This window comes from Bradyrhizobium sp., assembly GCF_028868675.1.
Classification (GTDB): domain Bacteria; phylum Pseudomonadota; class Alphaproteobacteria; order Rhizobiales; family Xanthobacteraceae; genus Bradyrhizobium.
In genome coordinates, this window is sequence record NZ_JAGWUA010000062.1 from 1 (window position 1) to 22936 (window position 22936).

Annotated in this window: 18 protein-coding genes; 14 read left to right on the forward strand and 4 right to left on the reverse strand. The window is 66.7% G+C overall.

Annotation, left to right across the window (positions count from 1 at the left end):
* The coding region (locus KGM94_RS10625) for a response regulator transcription factor (RefSeq protein WP_300258063.1) at positions 1 to 247 on the reverse strand (247 nt) is incomplete at its 3' end.
* 145 nt (positions 248 to 392) lie between these two features.
* Between KGM94_RS10625 and KGM94_RS10630 the strand changes: the two genes are divergently transcribed.
* The 7 genes from KGM94_RS10630 to KGM94_RS10660 all read left to right on the forward strand — a co-directional run bounded on the left by KGM94_RS10630 (position 393) and on the right by KGM94_RS10660 (position 11993).
* Positions 393 to 1751, forward strand: coding sequence for a histidine kinase (locus KGM94_RS10630; RefSeq protein ID WP_300258066.1), 1359 nt, complete (start codon positions 393 to 395; stop codon positions 1749 to 1751).
* A gap of 161 nt (positions 1752 to 1912) precedes the next feature.
* Entirely contained in the window at positions 1913 to 4345 is a 2433-nt protein-coding gene (locus tag KGM94_RS10635; RefSeq protein ID WP_300258069.1) for a TonB-dependent receptor, read from the forward strand.
* A 216-nt stretch (positions 4346 to 4561) separates the two neighbouring features.
* Positions 4562 to 6130 (forward strand): peroxidase family protein, encoded by a 1569-nt coding sequence (locus KGM94_RS10640; protein ID WP_300258072.1) that lies wholly within the window; start codon positions 4562 to 4564, stop codon positions 6128 to 6130.
* A gap of 212 nt (positions 6131 to 6342) precedes the next feature.
* Positions 6343 to 7806 (forward strand): GH1 family beta-glucosidase, encoded by a 1464-nt coding sequence (locus tag KGM94_RS10645; protein ID WP_300258075.1) that lies wholly within the window; start codon positions 6343 to 6345, stop codon positions 7804 to 7806.
* Positions 7807 to 7900: 94 nt separating this feature from the next.
* The gene (locus KGM94_RS10650) at positions 7901 to 9958 is read left to right on the forward strand and encodes an acetoacetate--CoA ligase (RefSeq protein ID WP_300258078.1); all 2058 of its coding nucleotides are present in this window, start codon (positions 7901 to 7903) and stop codon (positions 9956 to 9958) included.
* A 217-nt stretch (positions 9959 to 10175) separates the two neighbouring features.
* Positions 10176 to 11408: an acetyl-CoA C-acetyltransferase gene (locus KGM94_RS10655; protein WP_300258082.1), complete on the forward strand. Its 1233-nt coding sequence runs from the start codon at positions 10176 to 10178 to the stop codon at positions 11406 to 11408.
* Positions 11409 to 11690: 282 nt separating this feature from the next.
* Complete coding sequence (locus tag KGM94_RS10660) at positions 11691 to 11993, forward strand: HU family DNA-binding protein (RefSeq protein ID WP_300258085.1); 303 nt, start codon at positions 11691 to 11693, stop codon at positions 11991 to 11993.
* 153 nt (positions 11994 to 12146) lie between these two features.
* On the opposite strand, the gene lon is transcribed toward KGM94_RS10660, so the two are convergent.
* The 3 genes from lon to KGM94_RS10675 all read right to left on the reverse strand — a co-directional run bounded on the left by lon (position 12147) and on the right by KGM94_RS10675 (position 15215).
* Positions 12147 to 14525 (reverse strand): endopeptidase La, encoded by a 2379-nt coding sequence (gene lon / locus KGM94_RS10665; protein WP_300258088.1) that lies wholly within the window; start codon positions 14523 to 14525, stop codon positions 12147 to 12149.
* An 8-nt stretch (positions 14526 to 14533) separates the two neighbouring features.
* Positions 14534 to 14920, reverse strand: coding sequence for an Hsp20/alpha crystallin family protein (locus tag KGM94_RS10670; RefSeq protein ID WP_300258091.1), 387 nt, complete (start codon positions 14918 to 14920; stop codon positions 14534 to 14536).
* Between the two features lie 94 nt (positions 14921 to 15014).
* Positions 15015 to 15215 (reverse strand): hypothetical protein, encoded by a 201-nt coding sequence (locus KGM94_RS10675; RefSeq protein WP_300258094.1) that lies wholly within the window; start codon positions 15213 to 15215, stop codon positions 15015 to 15017.
* A 159-nt stretch (positions 15216 to 15374) separates the two neighbouring features.
* Between KGM94_RS10675 and KGM94_RS10680 the strand changes: the two genes are divergently transcribed.
* The 7 genes from KGM94_RS10680 to KGM94_RS10710 all read left to right on the forward strand — a co-directional run.
* Positions 15375 to 16001, forward strand: a complete 627-nt coding sequence (locus KGM94_RS10680) for a MarC family protein (protein WP_300258097.1) — start codon at positions 15375 to 15377, stop codon at positions 15999 to 16001.
* 97 nt (positions 16002 to 16098) lie between these two features.
* On the forward strand, positions 16099 to 16752 hold the full coding sequence (locus tag KGM94_RS10685) for a class II aldolase/adducin family protein (RefSeq protein WP_300258099.1): 654 nt from the start codon (positions 16099 to 16101) through the stop codon (positions 16750 to 16752).
* An 8-nt stretch (positions 16753 to 16760) separates the two neighbouring features.
* Entirely contained in the window at positions 16761 to 18554 is a 1794-nt protein-coding gene (locus KGM94_RS10690; RefSeq protein ID WP_300258102.1) for a chloride channel protein, read from the forward strand.
* A 116-nt stretch (positions 18555 to 18670) separates the two neighbouring features.
* Positions 18671 to 19075 (forward strand): hypothetical protein, encoded by a 405-nt coding sequence (locus tag KGM94_RS10695; RefSeq protein ID WP_300258105.1) that lies wholly within the window; start codon positions 18671 to 18673, stop codon positions 19073 to 19075.
* Positions 19076 to 19163: 88 nt separating this feature from the next.
* On the forward strand, positions 19164 to 19577 hold the full coding sequence (locus KGM94_RS10700; protein WP_300258108.1) for a DUF3830 family protein: 414 nt from the start codon (positions 19164 to 19166) through the stop codon (positions 19575 to 19577).
* Positions 19578 to 19811: 234 nt separating this feature from the next.
* Positions 19812 to 21956 carry a protoglobin domain-containing protein gene (locus KGM94_RS10705; RefSeq protein ID WP_300258112.1) on the forward strand — a complete coding sequence of 715 codons (2145 nt, stop codon included), beginning with the start codon at positions 19812 to 19814 and terminating at the stop codon, positions 21954 to 21956.
* Between the two features lie 142 nt (positions 21957 to 22098).
* Positions 22099 to 22936: hydantoinase/carbamoylase family amidase (locus KGM94_RS10710; RefSeq protein ID WP_300258114.1), on the forward strand; the 838-nt coding region annotated here is incomplete at its 3' end.

Genomic DNA, 22936 nt, shown 5'->3' on the forward strand with positions numbered 1-22936 from the left:
CGTTCATGCTGAACATGATGATGCGGGCCTCGGGCGCGCGTTCGAGGATGCGGCGCGCGAGCTCGAAGCCGGAGACGGTCGGCAGGTTGATGTCGATCACGGAGATGTCGGGGCGCTCGACGATGAACACGCACTCGCCGCTCTCGGCGTCGGCGGCCTCCAGGATGTCGATCTCGCCTTCGTCGGCCAGCACGGCCCGGCAGCCGGAGGCGACGATGGGATGATCGTCGACGATCAGAATGCGCATCGGCGTTTCCCCGGACGCTCCGCGGCCCGTTTTTGCGTCGCGTCGGGCCGGGATTGCTGTACGGTCGGATTAGACATCGGGCGTTTCGGGTCTGTCAACGTTCCCGGGACGGCGAAACGGGCGTCGCAGGCAGCGGGCGAAGGCAATGTGGCAGAATCTATCCTTGCGCGGGCGCATCAACGTTTTGCTGGCGCTGTTGCTTGCGCTGGGGCTCGCGGTGAGCGTCGCGCGGCAGGTCGCGGAGGCCGGGCCGCGCGTCCAGGCCGAGGATCAGAGCGTCATCCGCCTGGCGCGGGAATTCGTCGGCATGATCGTCGCGGACCTGAAGGAGGCGCCCGATCCGGACGCCAAGCTGGACCAGATCGCGCGCGACTTCAACCGGCTGCGCCACGTCAGCATCGCGCTGCGCGATGCCGACGGCAACGGGCTGACCTCGCTGCCGGCCGCGGCGGACGACGGCGCGCGCGCGCCGCCGGCCTGGTTCGTCGGCCTGGTCCATCCCGAGCAGACGGCGGTCAGCGTGCCGGTGTCGATCCGGGGCAAGCCCGGCTCGCTGGTGATCACCTCGCATCCGAACGACGAGATCGCCGAGATCTGGGACGGCATCGTGACCCAGCTCGAGGTGGGCTCGGCCATCGCGCTGGCGCTGCTTCTCGTGGTGATGACCGTGGTCAGCCGCGCGCTGGCGCCGCTGCAGTCGCTGTCTCAGGCCATGACCGAGCTCGAGGCCGGCCGCTACGATGCGCGCGTCGAGCCCGGCGGCGCGCCCGAGCTCGCGGCGATCTGCACCCGCCTGAACCACGTTGCCGCGACCCTCGGGCAGGCGGTCGAGGACAAGCGCCGGCTTGCCGAGCGCGCGGTGTCGCTGCAGGACATCGAGCGCAAGGACATCGCGCGCGAGCTGCACGACGAGTTCGGGCCGTATCTGTTCTCGCTGCGCGCGCACGCCACCGCGCTGGCAAGGCTGTCGGATACGCCGACCGCGGACGCCGTGCGCAAGCACGGCGGCGCCATCCTGGAGCAGGTCAACGCGCTGCAGCAGTTCAACCGCCGCGTCCTCGAGCGGCTGCGGCCGGTGGGCCTTGCCGAGCTCGGACTGCGCCAGGCGCTCGAGGCGCTGCTGAGGCCTTGGCGCGAATTGCATCCGGACGTGACGATCGACGCCGCGATCTCGCCCGCGCTGGGCGCGACCGGCGAGACCGCCGACCTCACCATCTACCGCATCGTCCAGGAGGCGCTCACCAACGTCTTCCGCCATGCCGGTGCGACCTCGGTCAGCGTCACCGTCGAGCCGGCCGCGCAAGCGAGCGGCCCGCGCGACGGACGCGGCTGCGCGCGGGTGCGGATCCGCGACAACGGCCGCGGCATGGAGCCGGGCCAGAGGCTCGGCTTCGGCCTGATCGGCATGCGCGAGAGGATATTGGCGCTGGGCGGCACGCTCGACGTCGCGTCCGGCGAGGGCGGCGTCACCGTGGAGGCGCTGGTTCCGACGGCCGGGAGCTGATCGCCCGGCGGCCGGATCGGGAAGAATTCCCGATCCGAACGGGAAGCCGGGTACGAAAACCGCCGGACCTTTTGTGGCTGGCGCGTCGGCATGGGCCGATTACTATCGTCGCAACCAAACGGCGAACGACGACAGCCGGCGTTGCGGATGGAACTGCAGGGATGGGCGCGCGAAGGATCCTCATTGCCTCGCTCTCGACGGGGATGGTGCTCGGGGCCGACGCGGCTGTCGCCGCCCAGGACGAGGAGACCAACGTCCAGAACCTGCCGGCCGTCGAGGTGACCGCGCCGCAGACGACGGCGAAGCGCAATGCGCCGCGAACCCCGTCGCGGGTCGCCGCTCCAACGACACGGCTTTACGTCTACCCGACGTCGCCCGGCACCGCGAAGGGTCTCGACGTCGACAAGGTGCCGTCCGCCATCAACGCCGTCGACGCCAACCAGATCAAGCGTACCGGCTCGCTCAACGTCACCGACGCGCTGCGCGACGACGTCGCGGGCGTCAACATCACCGAAGTCACCGGCAATCCGTTCCAACCCAACGTCGAATTCCGCGGCTTCGTCGCCTCGCCCGTGGTCGGCACGCCGCAGGGACTCGCCGTCTATCAGAACGGCGTGCGCATCAACGAGGCCTTTGCCGACAGCGTCAACTGGGACCTGATCCCGACCGCCGCGATCCGCTCCGTCACCGTCGTCACCAACAATCCCGCCTTCGGCCTCAACGCGCTCGGCGGCGCAATCAATCTGCAGATGAAGGACGGTTTCGCCTATCAGGGCGCCGAGATCGACGCCATGGGCGGCTCGTTCGGCCGCCTGCAGAGCTCGGCGCAATGGGGCAAGCAGCTCGACGAGAACTACGCCGTCTACGCCGCGCTCGAAGGCCTGCACGACGACGGCTTCCGCAATTTCTCGGTCTCCGACGTGCGCCGCTTCTACGGCGACGTCGCCTACAAGAACGAGACCAGCGAGTTCCACGTCAACATGGGGGTCGCCAGCAACCATTTTGGCGCGACCGCGACCGTCCCCGCCGAATTGCTGCAGCAATATTGGGGTGCCGTCTACACCTCGCCGCAGACCACGGCCAACAAGGTGGGCTACCTCAACCTGACCGGCAAGGTCGAGGCGACGCCGACCTGGACCCTCGAAGGCACCGCCCATGTGCGCCGGTTCGAGCAGCACGTGACGGACGGCAACCCGACGTCGGTGGAGGAATGCACGGCCGACGCGACGCTGCTGTGCCTTGGCGACGGCGCCACGGCGGCCAACGGCGTGAACGGCGGTCAGCTCGCCAATCCCTTTGCACCGGGCACGCTGCTCGGCGAACTGGACCGCACCACGACGCGCTCGACCACCTTCGGCGTATCGGGGCAGGCGACCAACGGCGATCGATTGCTCGGGCACGAGAACCGTTTCGTGATGGGGGCGAGCTACGACGCCAGCGTCACGCGATTCAATGCCTCGGCCGAGCTCGGATCGATCGGCACGAATTTCGTCGTCTCCGGCAGCGGCGTGTTCCTGGGGCCGTCGGGCAATCCGACGACGGGGTTCATCGGTCCGGTGGGCTTGCGCACCGTCAATCAGTATAATGGCCTCTACGCGCTCGATACCTTCAACGTGACGGATGCCTTCGCGCTCACGGCGGGCGGACGGTACAATGCCGCCCGCATCACGCTGGAGGACCAGCTCGGCACCGCGCTCAACGGCGATCATCTCTACACGCGCTTCAACCCTGTGATCGGCGGCACCTACAAGATCACGCCGGAATTGACCGCCTATGCCGGCTATTCCGAAGCCAACCGCGTGCCGACCCCGCTCGAGCTCGGCTGCGCCGACCCCGCGAACCCGTGCCTGATCGCGTCGTTCCTGGTCTCCGATCCCGAGTTGAAGCAGGTCGTGTCCAGGACGGTGGAGGCCGGCTTGCGCGGCAGCAAGGAATTGAACGTCGGCACGCTCGGCTGGAAGATCGGCGGCTTTCGCGCCACCAACTATGACGACATTCTCGGCCTTCCCGTCGCCGGCCGGCAGGGTTTCGGCTTCTTCCAGAACGTCGGCTCGACGCGGCGACAGGGTTTCGAGGCCGAGGTCAATCTGAAGTCCGCGGCGCTGCAGTTCCACGCCAGCTACGCCTTCGTCGATGCGCGCTTCCTCGACGCGCTGCAGTTGTCGTCCAACAGCCCGTTTGCCGATCCGACGACCGGCACCATCCAGGTCGTGCCGGGCAACCAGATTCCCGCCGTGCCGCGCCATCGCATCAAGGCCGGCGTCGATTATGCCGTGACCGACGCCTGGAAGGTCGGCGGCGATGCGCTGTTCGTCTCCAGCCAGTATCTGGTCGGCGACGAATCCAACCAGGCGGCGAAGCTGCCCGGCTACGCCGTGTTCAACCTGCGTACCTCCTATCAGGTCAACAAGACCGTCCAGCTCTACGGCCGCGTCGACAATTTGTTCGACAATCGCTACGCGACCTACGGCACGTTCTTCGACACCACCGCCGTGCCCAACTTCGCCAATGGCGGCGCGCAGTTCAACGACCCGCGCTCGCTGAGTCCGGCAAGGCCCCGCGCATTCTATGCGGGCCTGCGGGCGACGTTCTGAGGCGCGGGTGAATCGTCGTCGCGCGGAAGGCGCGCGACGGCCTCGGACCGTTCAGGCACACGCCATCTACGCCGTGCGTCGCCGATTGAGTCCGGCGCGAATGTGCCGGTCCCACACCAAAATTTGACCGCTCTTGCAGGCCGGCCGCCGGCCGGCCGTGCCTTGACGCGCCCGGTGCCATCCATCAACCTTGAGTGGTTTTTTGGAGAAATGATTATGTTTGAATTATTGCCGTCCTGGATCGTCCGGCTGGTTGCGTGGCTCGCGGCGCGCTGGCCTGCGCTGGCGCGTTTCATCAACCGCCTGATGATCAACGCGACCGTCAACGTCTCCCGCAACCGGCCTCATCCTTGGAGCACGGTGCACGACTACACGTCCTGGCGCTCGCTGACGGACACGAGCTTCAGCGCGCGGCATCTTCCCGCCGTGCACATGATGGGCCTGCCGGATTCGGCGCGCGTCGTCGAGATCTTCCGGCGCCCGGCGGGTCAGCAGCGGCTGAGCGCCAAGTCGACGTGCCTGTTTCCGGCCTTCGCGCAATACCTGACGGACGGGTTCATCCGCACGCGGATGCCGGACACGTCGGAAGGCGAACCGCAGGCCTTGCGGCTGCAGAACACGTCGAACCACCAGATCGATCTCTGCCCGCTCTACGGGCGCACCCTGGCGCAGACCGACGCCTTGCGGCTGAAGTCGCAGGCGCGCGGAGAGCGGGGCCGCCTCAAGTCGCAGCAGATCAGGGGCGAGGAGTACGCGCCGTTCCTGTATCCGGTCGAAGGCAATCCCGATCCGGAGTTTTCGCGTCTCGACCAGCCCCTCGGCATCAGCCCCGAGACGGATCCGGCGCTGCGCGCAAGACTGTTCGCCTTCGGCGGCGACCGCGCCAACGCCACGCCGCAGGTGGCGATGCTCAACACGCTCCTGCTGCGCGAGCACAACAGGCTCGCCGGCTTGATCGAGCGCGATCATGGCGACTGGGACGACGAGCGGGTCTTTCAAGTCGCCCGCAATACGCTCATTGCGATCTTCATCAAGATCGTCGTCGAGGAGTACATCAATCACATCGCGCCGTCCCCGTTCCGGTTCAGCGCGGACGCGACCGTGGGCTATAAGGCCAGGTGGTACCGGACGAACTGGATCACCACCGAGTTCAGCCTTCTCTACCGCTGGCATTCGCTGCTGCCGGATCAGGTGCAATGGGACGGCGCGCTGCGCCCGCTCGGCACGACCCTGTTCAACAACGGCCTGATGCTCGCGCGCGGTCTCGTCGAGTCGTTCTCCGAATTCGCCGGCCAGCCTGCCGCCCAGCTCGGCCCGTTCAACTCGGCCGACGTCCTGCTGCCGGTCGAGCAGGCCGGGATCGAGCAGGGCCGTACCTGTGCGATCGGCCCCTACGGCGACTATCGGGAATATGTCGGATTGAAACGCCCGGAGAGCTTTCAGGACGTGACGTCGAACCCGAGGCTCGCCGAGCTCCTCGGCGACGTCTACGGCAGCCCCGACCGCATCGAGTTCTATCCGGGGCTGTTCTGCGAAGACACCGTCAGGAACTCGCCGCTGCCGCCGCTGATCCTGCGCATGGTGGCGGTCGACGCGTTCTCGCAAGCGTTGACCAACCCTCTGCTGTCGGAACACGTGTTCAATCTGGAGACCTTTTCCAGCAGCGGATGGCGGGCGATCCAGACGACGTCGACGATCGCCGATCTCCTGGACCGCAACGCCCCCGGCGGCCTCAGGGGCGCGCGCGTCAGCATGACCCAGCCGGGCTGGCAGTACGAGTGGTGAGCCGCAGGCTTCGCGGCCTGCGGCAGTTTCATCGATGGCGGTAGCCGATCTGCCGATCCACGCTCGCTGAGCCCCGGGGGCGACCGTGCCTGACTAGAGTCGCATGGCGCCGCCCGCGACTCTCGCAGCAACGCCCCTTGCAACCCGCTTCTCAAACCGCCCGGGACTGGGCATTGTGCCAGCTCAAAGCGGGCGGGTTCGGAGAAGCATAGATGTCAAAGAAAGTCTCGCGTCGCCAGTTTGCGAAGATCGCGGGGCTGTCGGCAGCAGGAATGGCAAGTCCCGTGCAATCGGCAGAAGCAAAGCCGCAAGCGGCGGCGCGTCAGGCAGGCGGTTTCCCGCCGGGCTTCGTCTGGGGGACGGCGACGTCGTCCTATCAGGTCGAGGGCGCCGTCAACGAGGACGGACGAGGGCCCTCGATCTGGGACAGTTTTACCCGCATCCCCGGCAAGATCGAGGACGGCAGCAACGGCGACCGCGCCAACGAGCATTTTCACCGCTACAAGGGCGACATCCGCCTGATCAGGGAGCTCGGTTGCAAGGCCTACCGTTTTTCGGTCGCGTGGCCGCGGGTGTTTCCCGACGGCGACGGCAAGCCGAACCCGAAGGGGCTCGACTTCTACAACAAGCTGATCGACGAGCTGCTGGCGAACGGCATCACACCCTGGCTCACGCTCTATCACTGGGACCTGCCGCAATCGCTGCAGGATCGCTTCGGCGGCTGGCGATCGGCCGAGACCTGCAAGGCCTTCGGCAGCTACGCAGCCTATGTCGCGGAGCGGCTGACCGATCGCGTCAAGCACGTGTTCACGCTGAACGAGAGCGGCCGCTTCATCTATTTCGGTTACGGCAGCGGCATCGATGCGCCGGGGCTGCAACTGTCGCAAGCAGAGGTCAACCAGGCCCGGCACAACAGCGCGCTGGCGCACGGGCTTGCCGTGCAGGCGGTGCGCGCGCACGGCCGCAGCGGCACCAAGGTCGGCCCGGCCGAGAACATCGATGCCTGCATCCCCGCGATCGACACGCCGGAAAACGTGCGCGCCGCGGCAATCGCGCTACGCGAGATGAATGCGAGCTATCTCGGCGTGATCCTGGAAGGCAGGTACACCGACGCCTTCCTGAAGTTCGCCGGCGCCAACGCGCCGAAATTTTCGGCGGAGGACTTGAAGATCATCTCCTCGCCGGTCGACTTCCTCGGCCTCAACATCTACGCGCCGCAGCACTATGTGGTCGCTTCCGACCAGGGCGCGGGCTTTGCGCTGCTGCCGTTCCCGAAATCCTTTCCGCACATGAATTCGGACTGGCTGCGCATCGGGCCCGAGACGATCTACTGGGTGCCGCGGCTCGCCGCCGGCATCTGGAAGACGGGACCGATCTACATCAGCGAGAACGGCACCTCGGGCGAGGACGAGGTCGGGCCCGACGGCAAGATCCACGACACCGATCGCATCATGTACCTGCGCAACTATCTCGCGCAGCTGCAGCGTGCGACGAGCGAGGGCGTGCCGGTGAAGGGCTATTTCCTCTGGAGCCTGATGGACAATTTCGAATGGGTGTTCGGGCTGAACAAGCGGTTCGGCCTCTATCACGTCAATTTCGACACGCAGGTCCGCACGCCAAAGCTCAGCGCGTCCTTCTACCGCAACGTCATCGCGACCAATGCGGCAGGGGCGTAGCGCGATTCATCCGTGCGCTCCCGGTGGGCAAACGCATTTCCCGCGCTCGGTTCCCCATGCTAGGGTCGGCCTGCAATACGATCCGGATCCGTTCATGGCACCTGCTTACGTTCCTCAAATCGCCCTCTATCGCCAATGGCTCGAAGAAACGCGTCGCCTGAGCTTCGGGAGCTTCGAGGACATGCGACAATGGTCGGTTCGCGATCTCGACGGGTTCTGGCGCAGTATCTGGGACTACTACGACCTGCAATCGCCCACGCCATTTTCGGCCGTGCTCGCCGAGCGCAGGATGCCCGGCGCGGTCTGGTTTCCGGGAGCGTCCGTCAACTACGCTCGCCAGGTGTTTCGGCACGTCGAGGCGGCGCATGCCGCGGGCCAGCCCGCGATCGTCAGCGCCGGCGAGAACGGGAAGCTCGCGGAAACGAGCTGGCCGGAGCTCAAGCGCAAGGCGGCTGCGATGGCCCTTCACCTGCGCGCGCAAGGCGTGAAGCCCGGCGATCGCGTGGCGGCCTATCTGCCCAACGTTCCCGAGACCGTCGTCGCTTTCCTTGCGACGGCCAGCATCGGCGCGATCTGGAGCGTCTGTGCTCCCGACATGGCGGCCCCCGCCGTGATCGATCGCTTCAAGCAGATTGAACCAACGGTGCTGATCGCCTGCGATGCCGTCACCTATGCCGGCCGGCGGCATGACCGCAGCGGCGTCATCGACGAGCTCCGGCGGTCCCTGCCGACGGTCGAGCACGTCATCCTGCATGGCGACGCCGTCGCCGGAGCGTCATCGTCGGGCGTCCTGCTCTCGGACATTCTCGCCATGACGGGTGCTGCGATCGATGCGTTCGAGCCCGACTGGCTTCCTTTCGACCATCCGCTCTGGATCGTCTATTCCAGCGGCACCACGGGTCTGCCGAAACCGATCGTGCATGGTCATGGCGGCATCATCGTCGTGGCATTGCCTCTGCTCGGCCTGCACAACGACATCGGCTGCTCCCACCATCAAAACTCCCTTGGCGAGCGCTACCATTGGTACAGCTCGACCGGCTGGATCATGTGGAACAGCCAGGTCGGCGGCCTCCTGAACGGCACCACATGCTGCATCTTCGACGGCAGCCCCGCCGGCTCCAAGGACAAGCCGGACTGGACCACGCTTTGGCGCTTCGTCGCCGAATCGAAATCGACGTTCTTCGGCGCGGGTGCGGCGTTCTTCGCAAGCTGCGCCAAGGCGGAGATCGATCTCGCCGCCGCCGGCGACCTCTCGCATTTGCGCTGCCTCGGTTCGACCGGTTCGCCGCTCAGCGCCGACACGCAAGCCTGGTTCAATCGGCGCTTCGCGGCGCTCTCGGAGATCAACTGCAGCACGGCGCAGTCCGACATCTGGTGGGCCAACATCTCCGGCGGCACCGATTTCGCCGGTGCCTTCATCGGCGGCAACCGCGAATTGCCGCAGACGCCCGGAGCGATGCAATGCCGGGCGCTTGGCGCGGCCGTGGAAGCCTTCAACGACCAGGGCAAGCCGGTCATCGACGAGGTCGGCGAACTCGTCTGTACCGAGCCGATGCCGTCGATGCCGCTTCGTTTCTGGAACGACACGGGCGATGCACGCTATCGCGCCAGCTATTTCGAAACGTTTCCGGACAATTTCGACGGCAGCGGACGTGGGCCGGTCTGGCGCCACGGCGACTGGCTCAAGGTCAACCCGGACGGGTCCTGCGTGATCTTCGGCCGCAGCGACGCCACCATCAACCGCCACGGCCTGCGCATGGGGACGAGTGAGCTCTACTCGGCCATCGAGGCCTTGCCGGAGGTGCTCGATTCCCTCGTCGTCGATCTCGAATATCTCGGTCGCGACAGCTACATGCCGCTGTTCGTGGTGCTGCGCGAAGGCGTTGCGCTCGACGCCGGCATGAAGGCGAAGATCAGGGAAGCGGTCGAAGCCGGCCTGTCGCGCCGCTTCGTGCCGGACGAGATCTTCGCGGTCGCCGAAATTCCACGCACACTGTCCGGCAAGAAGCAGGAGCTGCCGATCAAGAAGCTGCTGCTCGGGCAGCCCGTGGACAAGGTCATCAACCGCGACGCGATGGCCAATCCCGGCTGCCTCGACTGGTACCTGGACTTTGCGGCAATGCATCTGAAGAGGACCGCGGGCGCGGCGTGATTGCCTGTCGCGGGCCGATTTGCCCGACGGTCAAGCGCTTTTTCGCATGGGCAATGGGTCATCCGGCGACGGTATTTCCACTGTGCATGGGGTTGAACCGCGAGTTTGCGGAAAGGCCTTCTCCGCGCGGGGCAGGGCTGCGCGGCCCCACGCATTGACTCCACCCGTCCCCTGATTCAAAACGCCTTCGACCGTTCAAGAAGAAGAGGATAACGCCATGGTGGACGCGCTGATCATCGATGCCTGCAGGACGCCGCGGGGCGTGGGCAAGGCCGGCAAGGGAGCGCTGTCGGGCATCCATCCGCAGCGGCTCGGCGCCACCGTATTGCGCGCGCTCGCCGAGCGCACCGGCATCGACACCGCCGAGGTCGACGACATCGTCTGGGGCTGCAGCGCGCAGGTCGCAACCCAGGGCGGCGACCTCGGGCGCATGTCGGCGCTCGATGCCGGCTACGACATCCGCGCCAGCGCCGTGACGCTCGACCGCTTCTGCGGCTCCGGCATCACCAGCGTCAACATGGCGGCGGCCTCGATCATGGCGGGCGCCGAGGATCTCGTCATCGCCGGCGGCTGCGAGATGATGTCGATGGAAGGCCGGCGCGGCTCCGGCCCGATGATGATGGACAACGGCAACCTGCATCTGCGCGCCATGCATCCGCAGTCGCATCAGGGCGTCTGCGCCGATGCGATCGCGACCATGGAAGGCATCACCCGGCAGGACGTCGATGCGCTCGGGCTGGAGAGCCAGAAGCGCGCCGCAAGCGCCATTGCGGCCGGCCATTTCAAGAAGAGCCTCGTGCCCGTGCATCGCGACGACGGCAGCCTCGCGCTCGACCACGAAGAGTATCCGCGGCCGCAGACCACGATGGAAGGGCTCGCGGCGCTGAAGCCGGCCTTCCCGGCGATCGCCGACTACGCGCTCGACGACAGGGGCACGACCTATCGCGGCCTGATCCTGCAGAAGTACCCCGATCTCGAGATCGACTTCATGCACCACGCCGGCAACTCCTCCGGCGTCGTCGACGGCGCCGCCGCGATCCTTTTGGCCTCGCCCGGTTACGCCAAGGCGCATGGCCTGAAGCCTCGCGCGCGCGTCGTCGCGATGGCCAACATGGGGGACTCGCCGACCCTGATGCTGAACGCGCCGGTGCCCGCCACGCGCAAGGTGCTGGCCAAGGCCGGGCTCACGCTCGACGACATCGACCTGTTCGAGATCAACGAGGCGTTCGCGGTGGTTGCGGAAAAATACATCCGCGACCTCGAGCTCGACCGCGCCAAGGTCAACGTCAACGGCGGCTCGATCGCGCTCGGCCATCCGATCGGCGCCACCGGCTCGATTCTGATCGGCACGGTGCTGGACGAGCTCGAGCGGCGCGACCTCAGGCGCGGTCTGGTGACGATGTGCGCAGCCGGCGGCATGGCGCCGGCCATCATCATCGAGCGCGTCTGAGCCTCGATTTGGCGGTGATCTCGCGACCGGCCCCTGCACAAAGGGGCCGGTCGTTGCTTGTCGAAAGCACAGAATCAGCTTTAGCAAGGTGTCTTGCGGGCCTTTGAAACACGGCAAAATCCGCTGGTTTGGACGCCATCCGCTCCGGAAGCGGCTAAAAAGCAGGGTTTTTGTCACAGGGGGCCAAAAAAGCCCGTAAAATCGCGACAAAACTGTGCAGAAGGCTCTGGGCCTTCAACGGTTGGTCTAATATGCAACCGGCAACGAATCAGAGGAGACACGATGCCAACCCAAATGTCGAAATCGCAGCTGATCGAGAAGATCGCGACCAGCACCGAGCTGTCCAAGCGCGACGTCAAGAACGTCATGGATACGCTGACCGACGTCGGTCACAAGGAGCTGAAGAAGAACGGCATCTTCCTGATGCCCGGCTTCGCCAAGTTCGTCGTCATCAAGAAGCCCGCCACCAAGGCGCGCAAGGGCACCAACCCGTTCACGGGCGAGGAGATGATGTTCAAGGCCAAGCCGGCCCGGAAGATCGTCCGCGCCCGCCCGGTCAAGGCCGCCAAGGACGCCGTGGCCTAACCAGCCAAAAGCAAAGGCCCCCTTGCCAAGAGGGGGCCTTTTGTTTTGGGGCGCCGCGAGGGTGAAGCGGAGGGATTAGCCCTTGCGGCGCCTGGCTTTCGCCTCGGTCGGGCCTTGCGCGATAGGCTCAGGATCGGGGTTTGCCGAACGATCTCACTCGGCCGCCTCGACCTGCTGCGCGGCTTGGCCGAGCGCCTGCGCGACCGCTTCGTCGACACGCTCCAGCCAGACGAATTCGAGGCTCTCCCGCGCGCCTTTCGGGATGTCGTCGAAGTCCCGCTTGTTGCGCGCCGGCAGCATCACCCGCTTCAGCCCGGCCGCCGCCGCCGCGACCACCTTCTCCTTGATGCCCCCGACCGGTAGCACCAGGCCGCGCAGCGAGATCTCGCCGGTCATGGCGGTGTCGTTGCGCACGGTGCGGTTGGTCAAGAGCGAGGCGAGTGCCGTGAACATCGCGACGCCCGCGCTCGGGCCGTCCTTCGGCGTCGCGCCGGCGGGGACATGGACGTGGATGTCGCTCTTCTCGAACAGCGACGGGTCGATCCCGAGTTGCGCCGCGCGGCTCTTCACCAGCGTCAGCGCGGCCTGGGCGCTCTCGCGCATGACGTCGCCGAGCTGGCCGGTCAGGATCAGGGCGCCCTTGCCGGGCACCCGCGTCGCCTCGATGAACAGGATGTCGCCGCCGACCGGCGTCCAGGCGAGCCCCGTGGCGACGCCGGGCACGCTGGTGCGCAGCGCGATCTCGCCCTCGAAGCGCGGCTGTCCGAGCACGGCGACGAGATCCTTGGCCGTCAGCACGACCCTGGCCGAGGTGCCTTCGGCGATCTGCACTGCGGCGTGCCGGAACACCTTGCCGATCTCCCGCTCCAGCGCGCGCACGCCGGCCTCGCGGGTGTAGCCCTTGACGATCAGCCTCAAGGCCTCCGGCTCGATCGCGGCCTGCTCGGCCTTCAGGCCGTTGGCCTCGAGCTGCCGCCGCACCAGATAGCGCTGCGCGATCTCGAGCTTCTCGTCCTCGGTGTAGCCGGCGAGGCTGATGATCTCCATGCGGTCCAAGAGCGGGCCGGGGATGGATTCCAGCATGTTGGCGGTGGCGATGAACACCACGCGCGACAGGTCGAAGGGCACGCCGAGATAGTTGTCCCGGAACGTCCCGTTCTGCTCGGGATCGAGCACTTCCAGCATGGCGGCCGACGGGTCGCCCTGCACGCCGCGGCCCATCTTGTCGATCTCGTCCAGCATCATCACGCAGGCGCGCGAGCCGGCCTTCTTGATGCCCTGGATGATGTTGCCGGGCAGCGACCCGATATAGGTGCGCCGGTGGCCGCGGATTTCGGCCTCGTCATGCACGCCTCCGAGGCTGACGCGCACGAACGGGCGATCCATCGCGCGCGCGATCGACTGGCCGAGCGACGTCTTGCCGACGCCGGGCGGTCCGACGAAACACAGGATCGGCGCCTTGCCCTGCGGGGCGAGCTTGCGCACGGCGAGATACTCGATGATCCGGCTCTTGATCTTCTCGAGCCCGTAGTGATCCGCATCGAGGATGCGGCGGGCTTCCGCGATGTCGATCGGCTTTTCCTCGGGCAGGGCCCAGGGCAGCTCGATCAGCCAGTCGAGATAGGTGCGCACCATGCCGGATTCGGCGGCCTGCTCCGGCATGCGCTCATAGCGGCGCAGCTCCTTCTTCGCATGGCTCTCCGCTTCCGGCGGCATCTTGGCCTTGGCGATGGCCTCCGTCAGCTCGGCGACCTCGGCCGCCTTGCCGTCGCCTTCGCCGAGCTGGCGCTGGATGGTCGCCATCTGCTCGCGCAGGATCGCCTCGCGCTGCCGCTCGTCGAACGCGGCCTTGGTCTTCTGCCCGATCTCGTTGCTGATCCGCAGCACTTCGAGCCGCTCGCCGAGCTGTTTCGAAACCTTCTCCATGCGCACCGAGAGATCGACGGTCTCCAGGATCTCCTGCTTGTCCGCTGGCTTGATGTCCATGTAGGAGGTCGCGAGATCGGCCAGCGCGCCGGGCGCGGTGGTCTGCTGGAACATCTCGATCAGTTGCGGCGGAGCCTGCGGCAGCAGCTCGATCGCCTCGATCGCCTGGCGCTGCAGATTGAGGAAATGCGCCTCGATCTCCGGCGAGGTCGTGGTCGGCTCCGGAATCTGCAGCACCCGCGCCGCCGGGAACGGCGTCCCCGGCAGGAAGTCGAGGATGCGGGCGCGCTGCACGCCCTGGCAGACGATGTGGTGGGTCTCGTCGGGCGCGGTGATGTAGCGCACGATGTTGGCAACGGTGCAGATCCGGTAGAGATCGTCCGGCGAGGGATCGTCGGCCTCCGGATTGCGCTGCAGGACGATGCCGATCGGGCGCTGCTCGCGCAGCGCCTGCTGGGCGGCGGCGATCGATTTCGGCCGCGCGATCGCGATCGGCGCGATCACGCCAGGAAACAGTACCATGTTGCGGACGGGGATGATGATCAGCGCGTCGTCCGGAAGCTTGGCGGCTTCGGTGGCGGCGGTGTTGGCTTGTTCGTTTGCCATGATCGACCTCAGGCGGATTTGGCCAGGCGCAGCGCGACGCAGCCGTCCATCACGAAACGGCTGATGGCATAGCGCCCGCGGGGCAGGGCGATGCGGCGCTCAAAACGTCCCTGCGGCAATTCGAGCCGGTGGATGCGGGCGTTGCGCAGCTCCGGCGGCAGCGTGCGCCGGCCGCTGATGACGAGCACGCCGTCATGGATCACCGTCTCCACGTTCTCCGGGTCGACGCCGGGCAGCGCGACCAGGATCAGGAGCTCGCGCTCGGTCTCCAGCACGTCGATCGGCGGCTCCCAGTAGGCGTCCTGGCGGCCGAATTGCTGGCGCAGCCGCTCGGCGCGGTTGAGCTGCTCCAGAGCGTCGGAGAGCATCCAGTTCAGGGGATTGTTGGTCGGCATGGGCGGGCTCTGGGATCAGAAAGCCTGCATATGGTGCTGGTTGCCGGGAAATCCAGCGCAGCCGGCGAGGTTGGTCGCGGAAAACGCCGTTCCCTCAGATGCGGCTTGCGGGCACTGACTGGCCGGACGCCTCGACCTTGTGGCTCGGATGGACGCGAACGGCGGCGGAGTAGGCCTCGTCCTTGCCGACATGCAGGGCCAGTGCGAAGACGACCATGCCGATGCTCGCGATCAGGGCCGCGACCAGGATCCGCAAATGGGTGGCACGGTCTGCGCTGTACACGGAAGAGTTCATCGACGCCTCCTCGCGGGCCGAGACCAGCCCTGGATGCAGCTATAGGCGAGGTGGGGTGGGAGCGAAATTTCGGTCGTTTTCGTAGGGAAATCTGCTTACGTAGTTCTCCCAGGGGCAGGCCGACGGACGCCGCCCGCGAAGAGTTCGGGGGCCCCTTTCGTGATCGATTTTGCCTTGTCGGCGTTCGTGACCCTGTTGCTGGTGGTTGACCCCGTCGGCCTCGTTCCGGCCTTCCTGGCCGTGAGCGGCGGCATGGAGGAGCGGGACAGGCGCGCGATCGTGCTGCGCGCGCCGCTGATCGCGGCGTCGATCCTGGTGGTGATCGCGCTGATCGGCAATTGGCTGTTGCGCCAGCTCGGGATCGGCATCCCGGCCTTCCAGATCGCCGGCGGACTACTGCTGTTCGGCGTCTCCTACCGCATGATCTTCGGCGACCGCCCGCACCGCGAGGCGCGCGAGGCCGACAAGGCGATATCCGAGCACGCCTCCGACGTCGCGGTGTTCCCGCTCGCCATCCCCCTGATGGCCGGGCCTGGCGCCATCGCGACCACGCTGCTGCTGAGCGGCAACGCGGCTGACGCGGCCAGGCTCGCCGTCGTCATCGCAATCGTCCTCGTAGTCTGCCTGCTGTGCATGCTGAGCTTCGCCTTCGCCGGCCTGATCGCGCGAACCCTCGGACGGACCGGCAACGCCGTGCTCTCGCGCCTGCTCGGCATCCTGCTCGCCGCCTATTCGGTGCAGTTCGTGCTGAATGGCATCGCCGCGGTCCGGGTCGGCCCGACGTGATGCCGGCGACGGCGCACGTATGCATTGATTTCACCGTTTCTTTGACGTACTCCCGCTCACAAGGGCGCAACAAGCGCTCGGATGTCGGGGCGTTGACATGTCGATGACGGCAGATGAGCTCGCCAAGAGACAAGCGATCATCGACGCCTGCCGGCGGATGAATGCGCTCGGCATCAACCAGGGCACCTCGGGCAACATCAGCCTGCGCCATGGCGACGGGCTCCTGATCACGCCGACCAGCGTGCCCTATGACGCCATGACGACCGAGCAGATCGTCTTCATGACGATGGACGGCTCGTTTGCCCGCGACCAGAAGCCGTCGAGCGAATGGCGCTTCCACCGCGACATCCTCAAGTCGCGCGCCGACGTGAACGCGGTGGTCCACGCCCATCCTCTCTATGCGACGATCCTGGCAATCATGGGCATGGAAATTCCGCCCGTTCACTACATGATCGCGGCCGCCGGCGGCGACACGATCCGCTGCGCGCCCTATGCCACCTTCGGCACGGCGGAACTGTCCGAACATGCAGTGAGGGCGCTGGAGGGGCGGCTCGCCTGCCTGCTCGACCATCACGGCATGATCGCGATCGGCAAGACGCTGGACAAGGCGATGTGGCTCGCCGTCGAGGTCGAGACGCTGGCGCGGCAATATCACGGCTGCCTGCAGATCGGAAAACCGCCGCTGCTCACCAGCGCCGAGATCGAGCGGGTCCGTCAGCGCATGGCCGGCTACGGCTTGTCGGAAACATAGGCGTTCCGGTGTTCGGGCGGATCAGGCACATCGTCGATCGCAAGGGATCGAACCGGGTCCTGGTCCGCGTGCGCGCGCTGTTGCGCAGCAACGAATTCTACCTGATTCCGCTGGCGCTCGTGATCGGCGCCATCGCGGGGGCGATCGTGACGCTGATGGCCGTGATCGCGCAGATCGCACATGTCCTGATCTACGGCATTCCGGTCGACGTCCGGCTGTCGGCGCACGCCTTCATCAGCCCCTGGGCCGCGCTGATCGCGCCGACGCTCGGCGGCCTGTCGCTCGGTGTCATGGAATGGTGGCGGCGGCGCCTGAAGATATCCAACGCGGTCGACCCGATCGAGGCCAACGCGCTGCGCGGCGGCCATCTGTCCCTGCGCGACAGCGTGGTGGTGTCGAGCCAGACCCTGATCTCCAACGGTTGCGGCGCGTCGGTGGGCCTCGAAGCCGGTTACACCCAGATCGGCTCGGGCATCGCTTCGCTGCTCGGCCGCTTCCTCAATCTCAGGCGCAACGATTTGCGCCTGATCGTCGGCTGCGGCGCCGCGGCGGCAATCGCCGCGGCGTTCGGCGCGCCCATCACCGGCGCCTTCTACGCCTGCGAGCTGATCGTCGGCGTCTACGCCGTCGGCAGCGCCGCGCCGATCCTCGCCGCGTCGCTCGCCGGCGCGCTCACCGCGCAGTGGCTCGGCGGCGCGCCGTATTCGCTGGAGGTTCCGCATGTGGGCGCGGTCGGCGTCGAGCAATATCTGGCGCTGATCGTGCTGGCGCTGGTCACCGCCGGCGTCGGCATCGCGGTGATGCGCAGCTCACCCGCCTTCGAGCGGCTGTTCGCGCAGGCCTGGCTGCCGGTCTGGTTCAGGCCGGTGATCGGCGGCCTCATGGTTGGCGGCATGGCGATCGTGACCCCGCAGGTGTTGGCCGCCGGCCACGGCGCGATGGTGCTGGACCTCCACCAAGAGATGACGATCGGCCTGATCGCCGTGATCATCGGACTGAAGGTCACGGCCTGCCTCGTCTCGCTCGCCTCCGGCTTTCGCGGCGGCCTGTTCTTCGCCTCGCTGTTCGTCGGCAGCCTGATCGGAAAGTTCTTCGCCGCCGTCCTGTTGCTGGTGAGCCCGAGTTTTGCGATTGATCCGCTGGTCGCCATGCTGGCGGGCATGGCGACGCTCGGCGTCGCCATCGTCGGCGGTCCCCTGACCATGTCGTTCCTGGTGCTGGAGATGACGCGCAATGTCGACGTCACCGCCGTGGTGCTGGCCGGATGCATCGTCACCTCGATCAGCGTCCGCTTCATGTTCGGCCATTCCTTCTCGACCTGGCGCCTGCATCTGCGGGGCGAAACCATCCGCAGCGCCAACGACGTCGGCTGGCTGCGCAACCTCACCGTCGAGCGCATGATGCGTTCCGACGCCGGCAAGGTGCCGTCGACCACGACGATCGCGGCGACGCGCAATGAATTCCTGCTGGGCTCGCGGCCGGGCATCGTGATCGTCAACAACGCGGACGAATATGTCGGCCTGGTCATGCTGCCAGACCTCTATTCCAACGACCTCGACACCATCGCCGACGACATCCAGGTGATCGAGCTCGCCCGCTTCACCGACATCGTGCTCCTGCCGGAGATGAACGTGAAGACCGCAATGGCGGTGTTCGACGAGGCGGAAGCCGAAATGCTGGCGGTGGTCGAATCCGCCGACAGCCGCAAGGTGATCGGCTTCCTGACCGAATCCTTCGCCCGCCGCCGCTATGTCGAGGAGATCGACAAGGCGACGCGGGGCGTGCTGGGAGCGCTGTCGTAAGAGAGTTCCCGCGCGGCACAAATGTCGCAGCGCACGGGCAAAGGGTTGACCTCGGTCAATCCGCGCGGTGACATGCGCCGGTAGGCTTCAATCGGGGGGCAGCTACGGAGATTTGGATGTCGACGCGCAAAGGATTGATCTCGTCAGCCGGCCGCAGCGTTGCACTGGCCGCATTCACCGGCCTCGTCCTCGCCGCCGCCTCGGGCTTTCCCTCCGTGGCCGCGTCGGCCGCGCCGCCTTCGAGGACGACGGCAGCGGCCATCGTATCGCATGATGTCACCGATTTCAGTGCCGTCCGCCGCCGCTACTACCGCCGCGGAGGGGCTGCGGCAGGCCTCGCCTTCATGGGCATGGCCACCGGCATGATCGCCGGCGTAATTGCCGAGCAGCGGCGCCGTGAGTACTACGAGAACCAATACTACTATGGGCCCGGCCCGTATTACGGTCCCGGCTACGGCTACTATGGTGGCGGGCCTTACTATGGCGGGCCGCCGCGCTACTACTATCCGCCGCCGTACTGAGACGACGGGACGGCTTGCGTGGTCGCGTCCGGAAGGCTCTCTGCTCGCATGCTTCCCTTTGAGCGTCCTTCCGACCGGGAGTGATGAGATGAGCAAACTCGTGATTCGCGCCGGCGAGTTCACCTTCGACGCCCGCTTCGAAGAGCAACTGGCACCGAAGACCGTCGCCGCGTTCCGGAAAGCGCTGCCGTTCGAGAGCCACATCATCCATGTGCGCTGGAGCGGCGAGGGCGTGTGGATGCCGCTCGGCGATCTCGATTTCGGCGTCGGCTATGAGAACCACACCAGCTATCCCGCGCCCGGCCAGATCATCCTCTATCCCGGCGGCATCAGCGAGACCGAAATCCTGCTGGCCTATGGCGGCGTGCATTTCGCAAGCAAGATGGGCCAGCTCGCCGGCAACCATTTCATCACCGTGACGTCGGGGCTGGAGAACCTTGCCGCGCTCGGCAAGACGGTGCTCTGGAAGGGCGCCCAGCCGATCCGCTTCGAGGAGGTCTGAGGGAGCTGAACTCCGCTACCCATGCGACGTCAGGTGCAAGATCGGGTAGCAAACTACCTTGTTAGATGTGCGAAATTGTCGCGATTGCGTGATTCCGATAGGCCGATTTGGGATTCCTTTGCCAATCACACGCATACCGGTGCTGACGGACCGGGGACGGTATTTTCGGCGTGCGCGCCGGAATCCGCCGTCTCGGCATGCCAAGTCCGCCGAAGTGTTTGCCGGGATGTGGTCATGTCGCAGATTGAAGAAAGATTGAGCCTGATCGGCTTGAACGAGGCCGAGCGGCGGGTCTTGCGTGAGCATGCGGGTCCGATGGGCGACGCGCTGCCCGGGATTCTCGAGGGGTTCTATCGCGACATCCTCACGGTGCCCCGGCCGAAACGCCTTTTGAGCGACCCTGCAGCCCTCGAGCGCGCCAAATCCGCCCAGATCAATCATTGGAAGATGATCCTGAGCGCGCAATTCGACGCGGCGTACACGGCGTCCGCGGTCAGGATCGGCCAGGCTCATCACCGCATCGGGCTCGAACCGCACGACTACATTGCCGCCTATGCGAAGCTGCTGACGGCTCTCCAGGCGGAGGCCGAGCGTCAGGTGTCGGGCTGGCGCCGGCGAGGCAAGCGGCGCCACCTGCAGGATGTCCTGGCGCGCGCAGCCTTGCTCGACATGGACCTAGCGCTCAGCGCCTACATCTCGTGCACGATGGACGACCAGAACCGCTTCGCGCTGCGCGACATGTGCGAGATTCTCGAGGCCGATCTCGACAGCGCGGTCTCCGAAGTCCTCACCATCAGCAATGATGCCGCCCAGCGCGGTGCGAGTGCGGCCAATGATGCGAAGGCGATTGCAGCGGACGCCTGTGCGGTGGCGACCTCGTCCCAGCAGGCGACCGGCAACGTCACCTCGGTATCGAGCGCGACCGAGCAGCTCTCGGCTGCGGGGCGCGAGATTGCCGAGCGCACCGTGCAGACGGCACACATCGTGACCCGGGCGTCCGAAGAGATCGAGCGGGCCGGAGCAACGGTCTCCGCGCTCAACGAAGCCGCCACACGGATCCAGACTGTGACCAATCTGATCTCCGAGGTCGCCGCGCAGACCAACCTGCTCGCGTTGAACGCGACGATCGAGGCGGCCCGGGCCGGCGAGGCAGGCAAGGGTTTTGCCGTCGTCGCCCATGAGGTGAAGGCGCTCTCGCGCAAGACCAGCGATGCGGCCGAGGACATCGCGCGCCGGATTGAGGATATGAGCCATGCCTCGCAACAGAGCATCGACGTGATCCAAAGGGTCGGAACGGCCGTCTCCGAAATCAAGGAGGTGACGGGAGCCGTCGTGGCGGCCGCGGAGGAGCAGGAGGCGACGCTGCAGGAAGTCGCGCGCAGCCTGACCGAAGCCTCGCAGGGCGTAGCTGCCGTGTCGGAGAACGTCGCGCGCATCTCCAGCCGCTCGGCCGAAATCGAAACGCAATCCAACACGCTCTCCAGCCTCGTCACCGGCACCCATGGGCGCGTGTCCGAGCTGCGCGCCAATCTGGTGGTCTCGCTGCGATCCTCCGACGCCGGCGATCGCCGGGCCCAGGAGAACAGACGGCCGGTCTCGCTGGCGGCGACGGCCCGATCCGACAACAAGACGGTCGAGGGCACGGTGCTCGACCTCTCCGAAGGCGGCCTGCGCTTCCGCGCGCGGTGCAGTAGCAGCGGATTGCAGGAAGGCCGGCCCGTCGTCGTCCAGACCAGGGAGATCGGCGAGGTCCGCGGCAAGATCATTGCCGTCGGCCAGACCAACGTTCACATCCAGTTGGACCATCCGGCTGGCCGCCCCGACGACCCCCTGATGAAGTTGCTCCGCTCGGTCGACGAGGCCGACCACCGCTTCGTCGCCGCTGCAAGGGCAGCGGCGGGGAAGATCGGCGAAGCCTTCGAGGCCGCGATTGCGCAGGGCGAGATTACGGAGGCAGCCCTGTTCAAGGCTGACTATCTGCCCGTTCCGGGCACGAATCCGCAGCAATTCGAGGCTGGCTTCCTGCCCCTTTGCGATCGTATCCTCCCGCCGATCCAGGAGCCGTTGCTGGCGCTCGATCCCCGCGTGACGTTCTGCGTCGCGGTGGACACCAATGCCTATCTGCCGACCCACAACAGGAAATTTTCGCACGCGCCGAAGCCGGACGATCCGGTCTGGAATGCCGCCAATTGCCGCAACCGGCGCTTCTTCAAGGACAGCGCCGGGCTTCGCGCGGTGCGCACGACCCGCGAGTTTCTGGTGCAGAGCTACGACCGCGACATGGGCGGCGGCTCGATCGTCACCCTCAAGGAGGTCGACGTTCCGATCCGCGTCAACGGCCGGCACTGGGGTGGATTGCGGCTCGGCTACATGGCCTGAGGCGGCAAGCGCGGCTCAGTGTTCCGCCATGTGCCGGCCGACCTCGGTGAGGTCGGCTTCGCTGGTGCGGGTTTCGTGCTACCCAGTCGGCAGACAGACGAGACGTCGGCTGCGGCCGCAAGCATTGGAAAGCTCGACCGGGATGGCATCGCCCCCCTCTCACAGCGCGCCGTTCGGCGAGGAGATCGTTCGCCGCGTCAACGAACTCGCGGCCATCTCGGAGGATGCGGACAGGCTCACCCGCGTCTTCCTCAGCAAGGAACATCGCGCCGCGGCCGATCTGATCCTCGGCTGGATGGGCGAGGCCGGCATGCGGGCCCGCCTCGATGCCATCGGCAATGTCTGCGGGCGCTACGAGGGCGAACGAGCGGGCCTGCCATGCCTGATGCTCGGCTCGCACTACGACACTGTGCGCGACGCCGGCAAATGGGACGGTCCGCTCGGCGTGATCACCGCGATCGCCTGTGTCGCCGATCTCAACCGTCGCGGCAGGCGCCTGCCGTTCGCGGTCGAGGTAGCGGGCTTCGCCGACGAGGAGGGCGTGCGTTTCTCGTCCACTTTGCTCGGCAGCCGCGCGATGGCCGGCACCTTCGACGCAGGCGTACTGAACGCGCGCGACCGCGACGGCGTGACGATGCGCGAGGCGCTGACGCGGTTCGGCCTCGACCCCGGGGCCATCGGCACCGCCGCGCGCCGGCGGGACGAGCTGATCGCCTATCTCGAATTGCACATCGAGCAGGGCCCGGTGCTGGAGGCGCAAGGCCTTCCGGTCGGCGCGGTCACCGCGATTGCCGGCGCGACGCGATTTTCCGCGCGATTGCGCGGCACGGCGGGCCATGCCGGCACCGTGCCGATGGGCTTGCGGCGCGACGCGCTCGCCGGCGCTGCCGAATGCATCGGCGCGATCGAGGAGCTTTGCCGTGCCGACGCCGACGGGCTGGTCGGCACCGTCGGCGTCATTCAGGCCGCGCCTGGCGCGG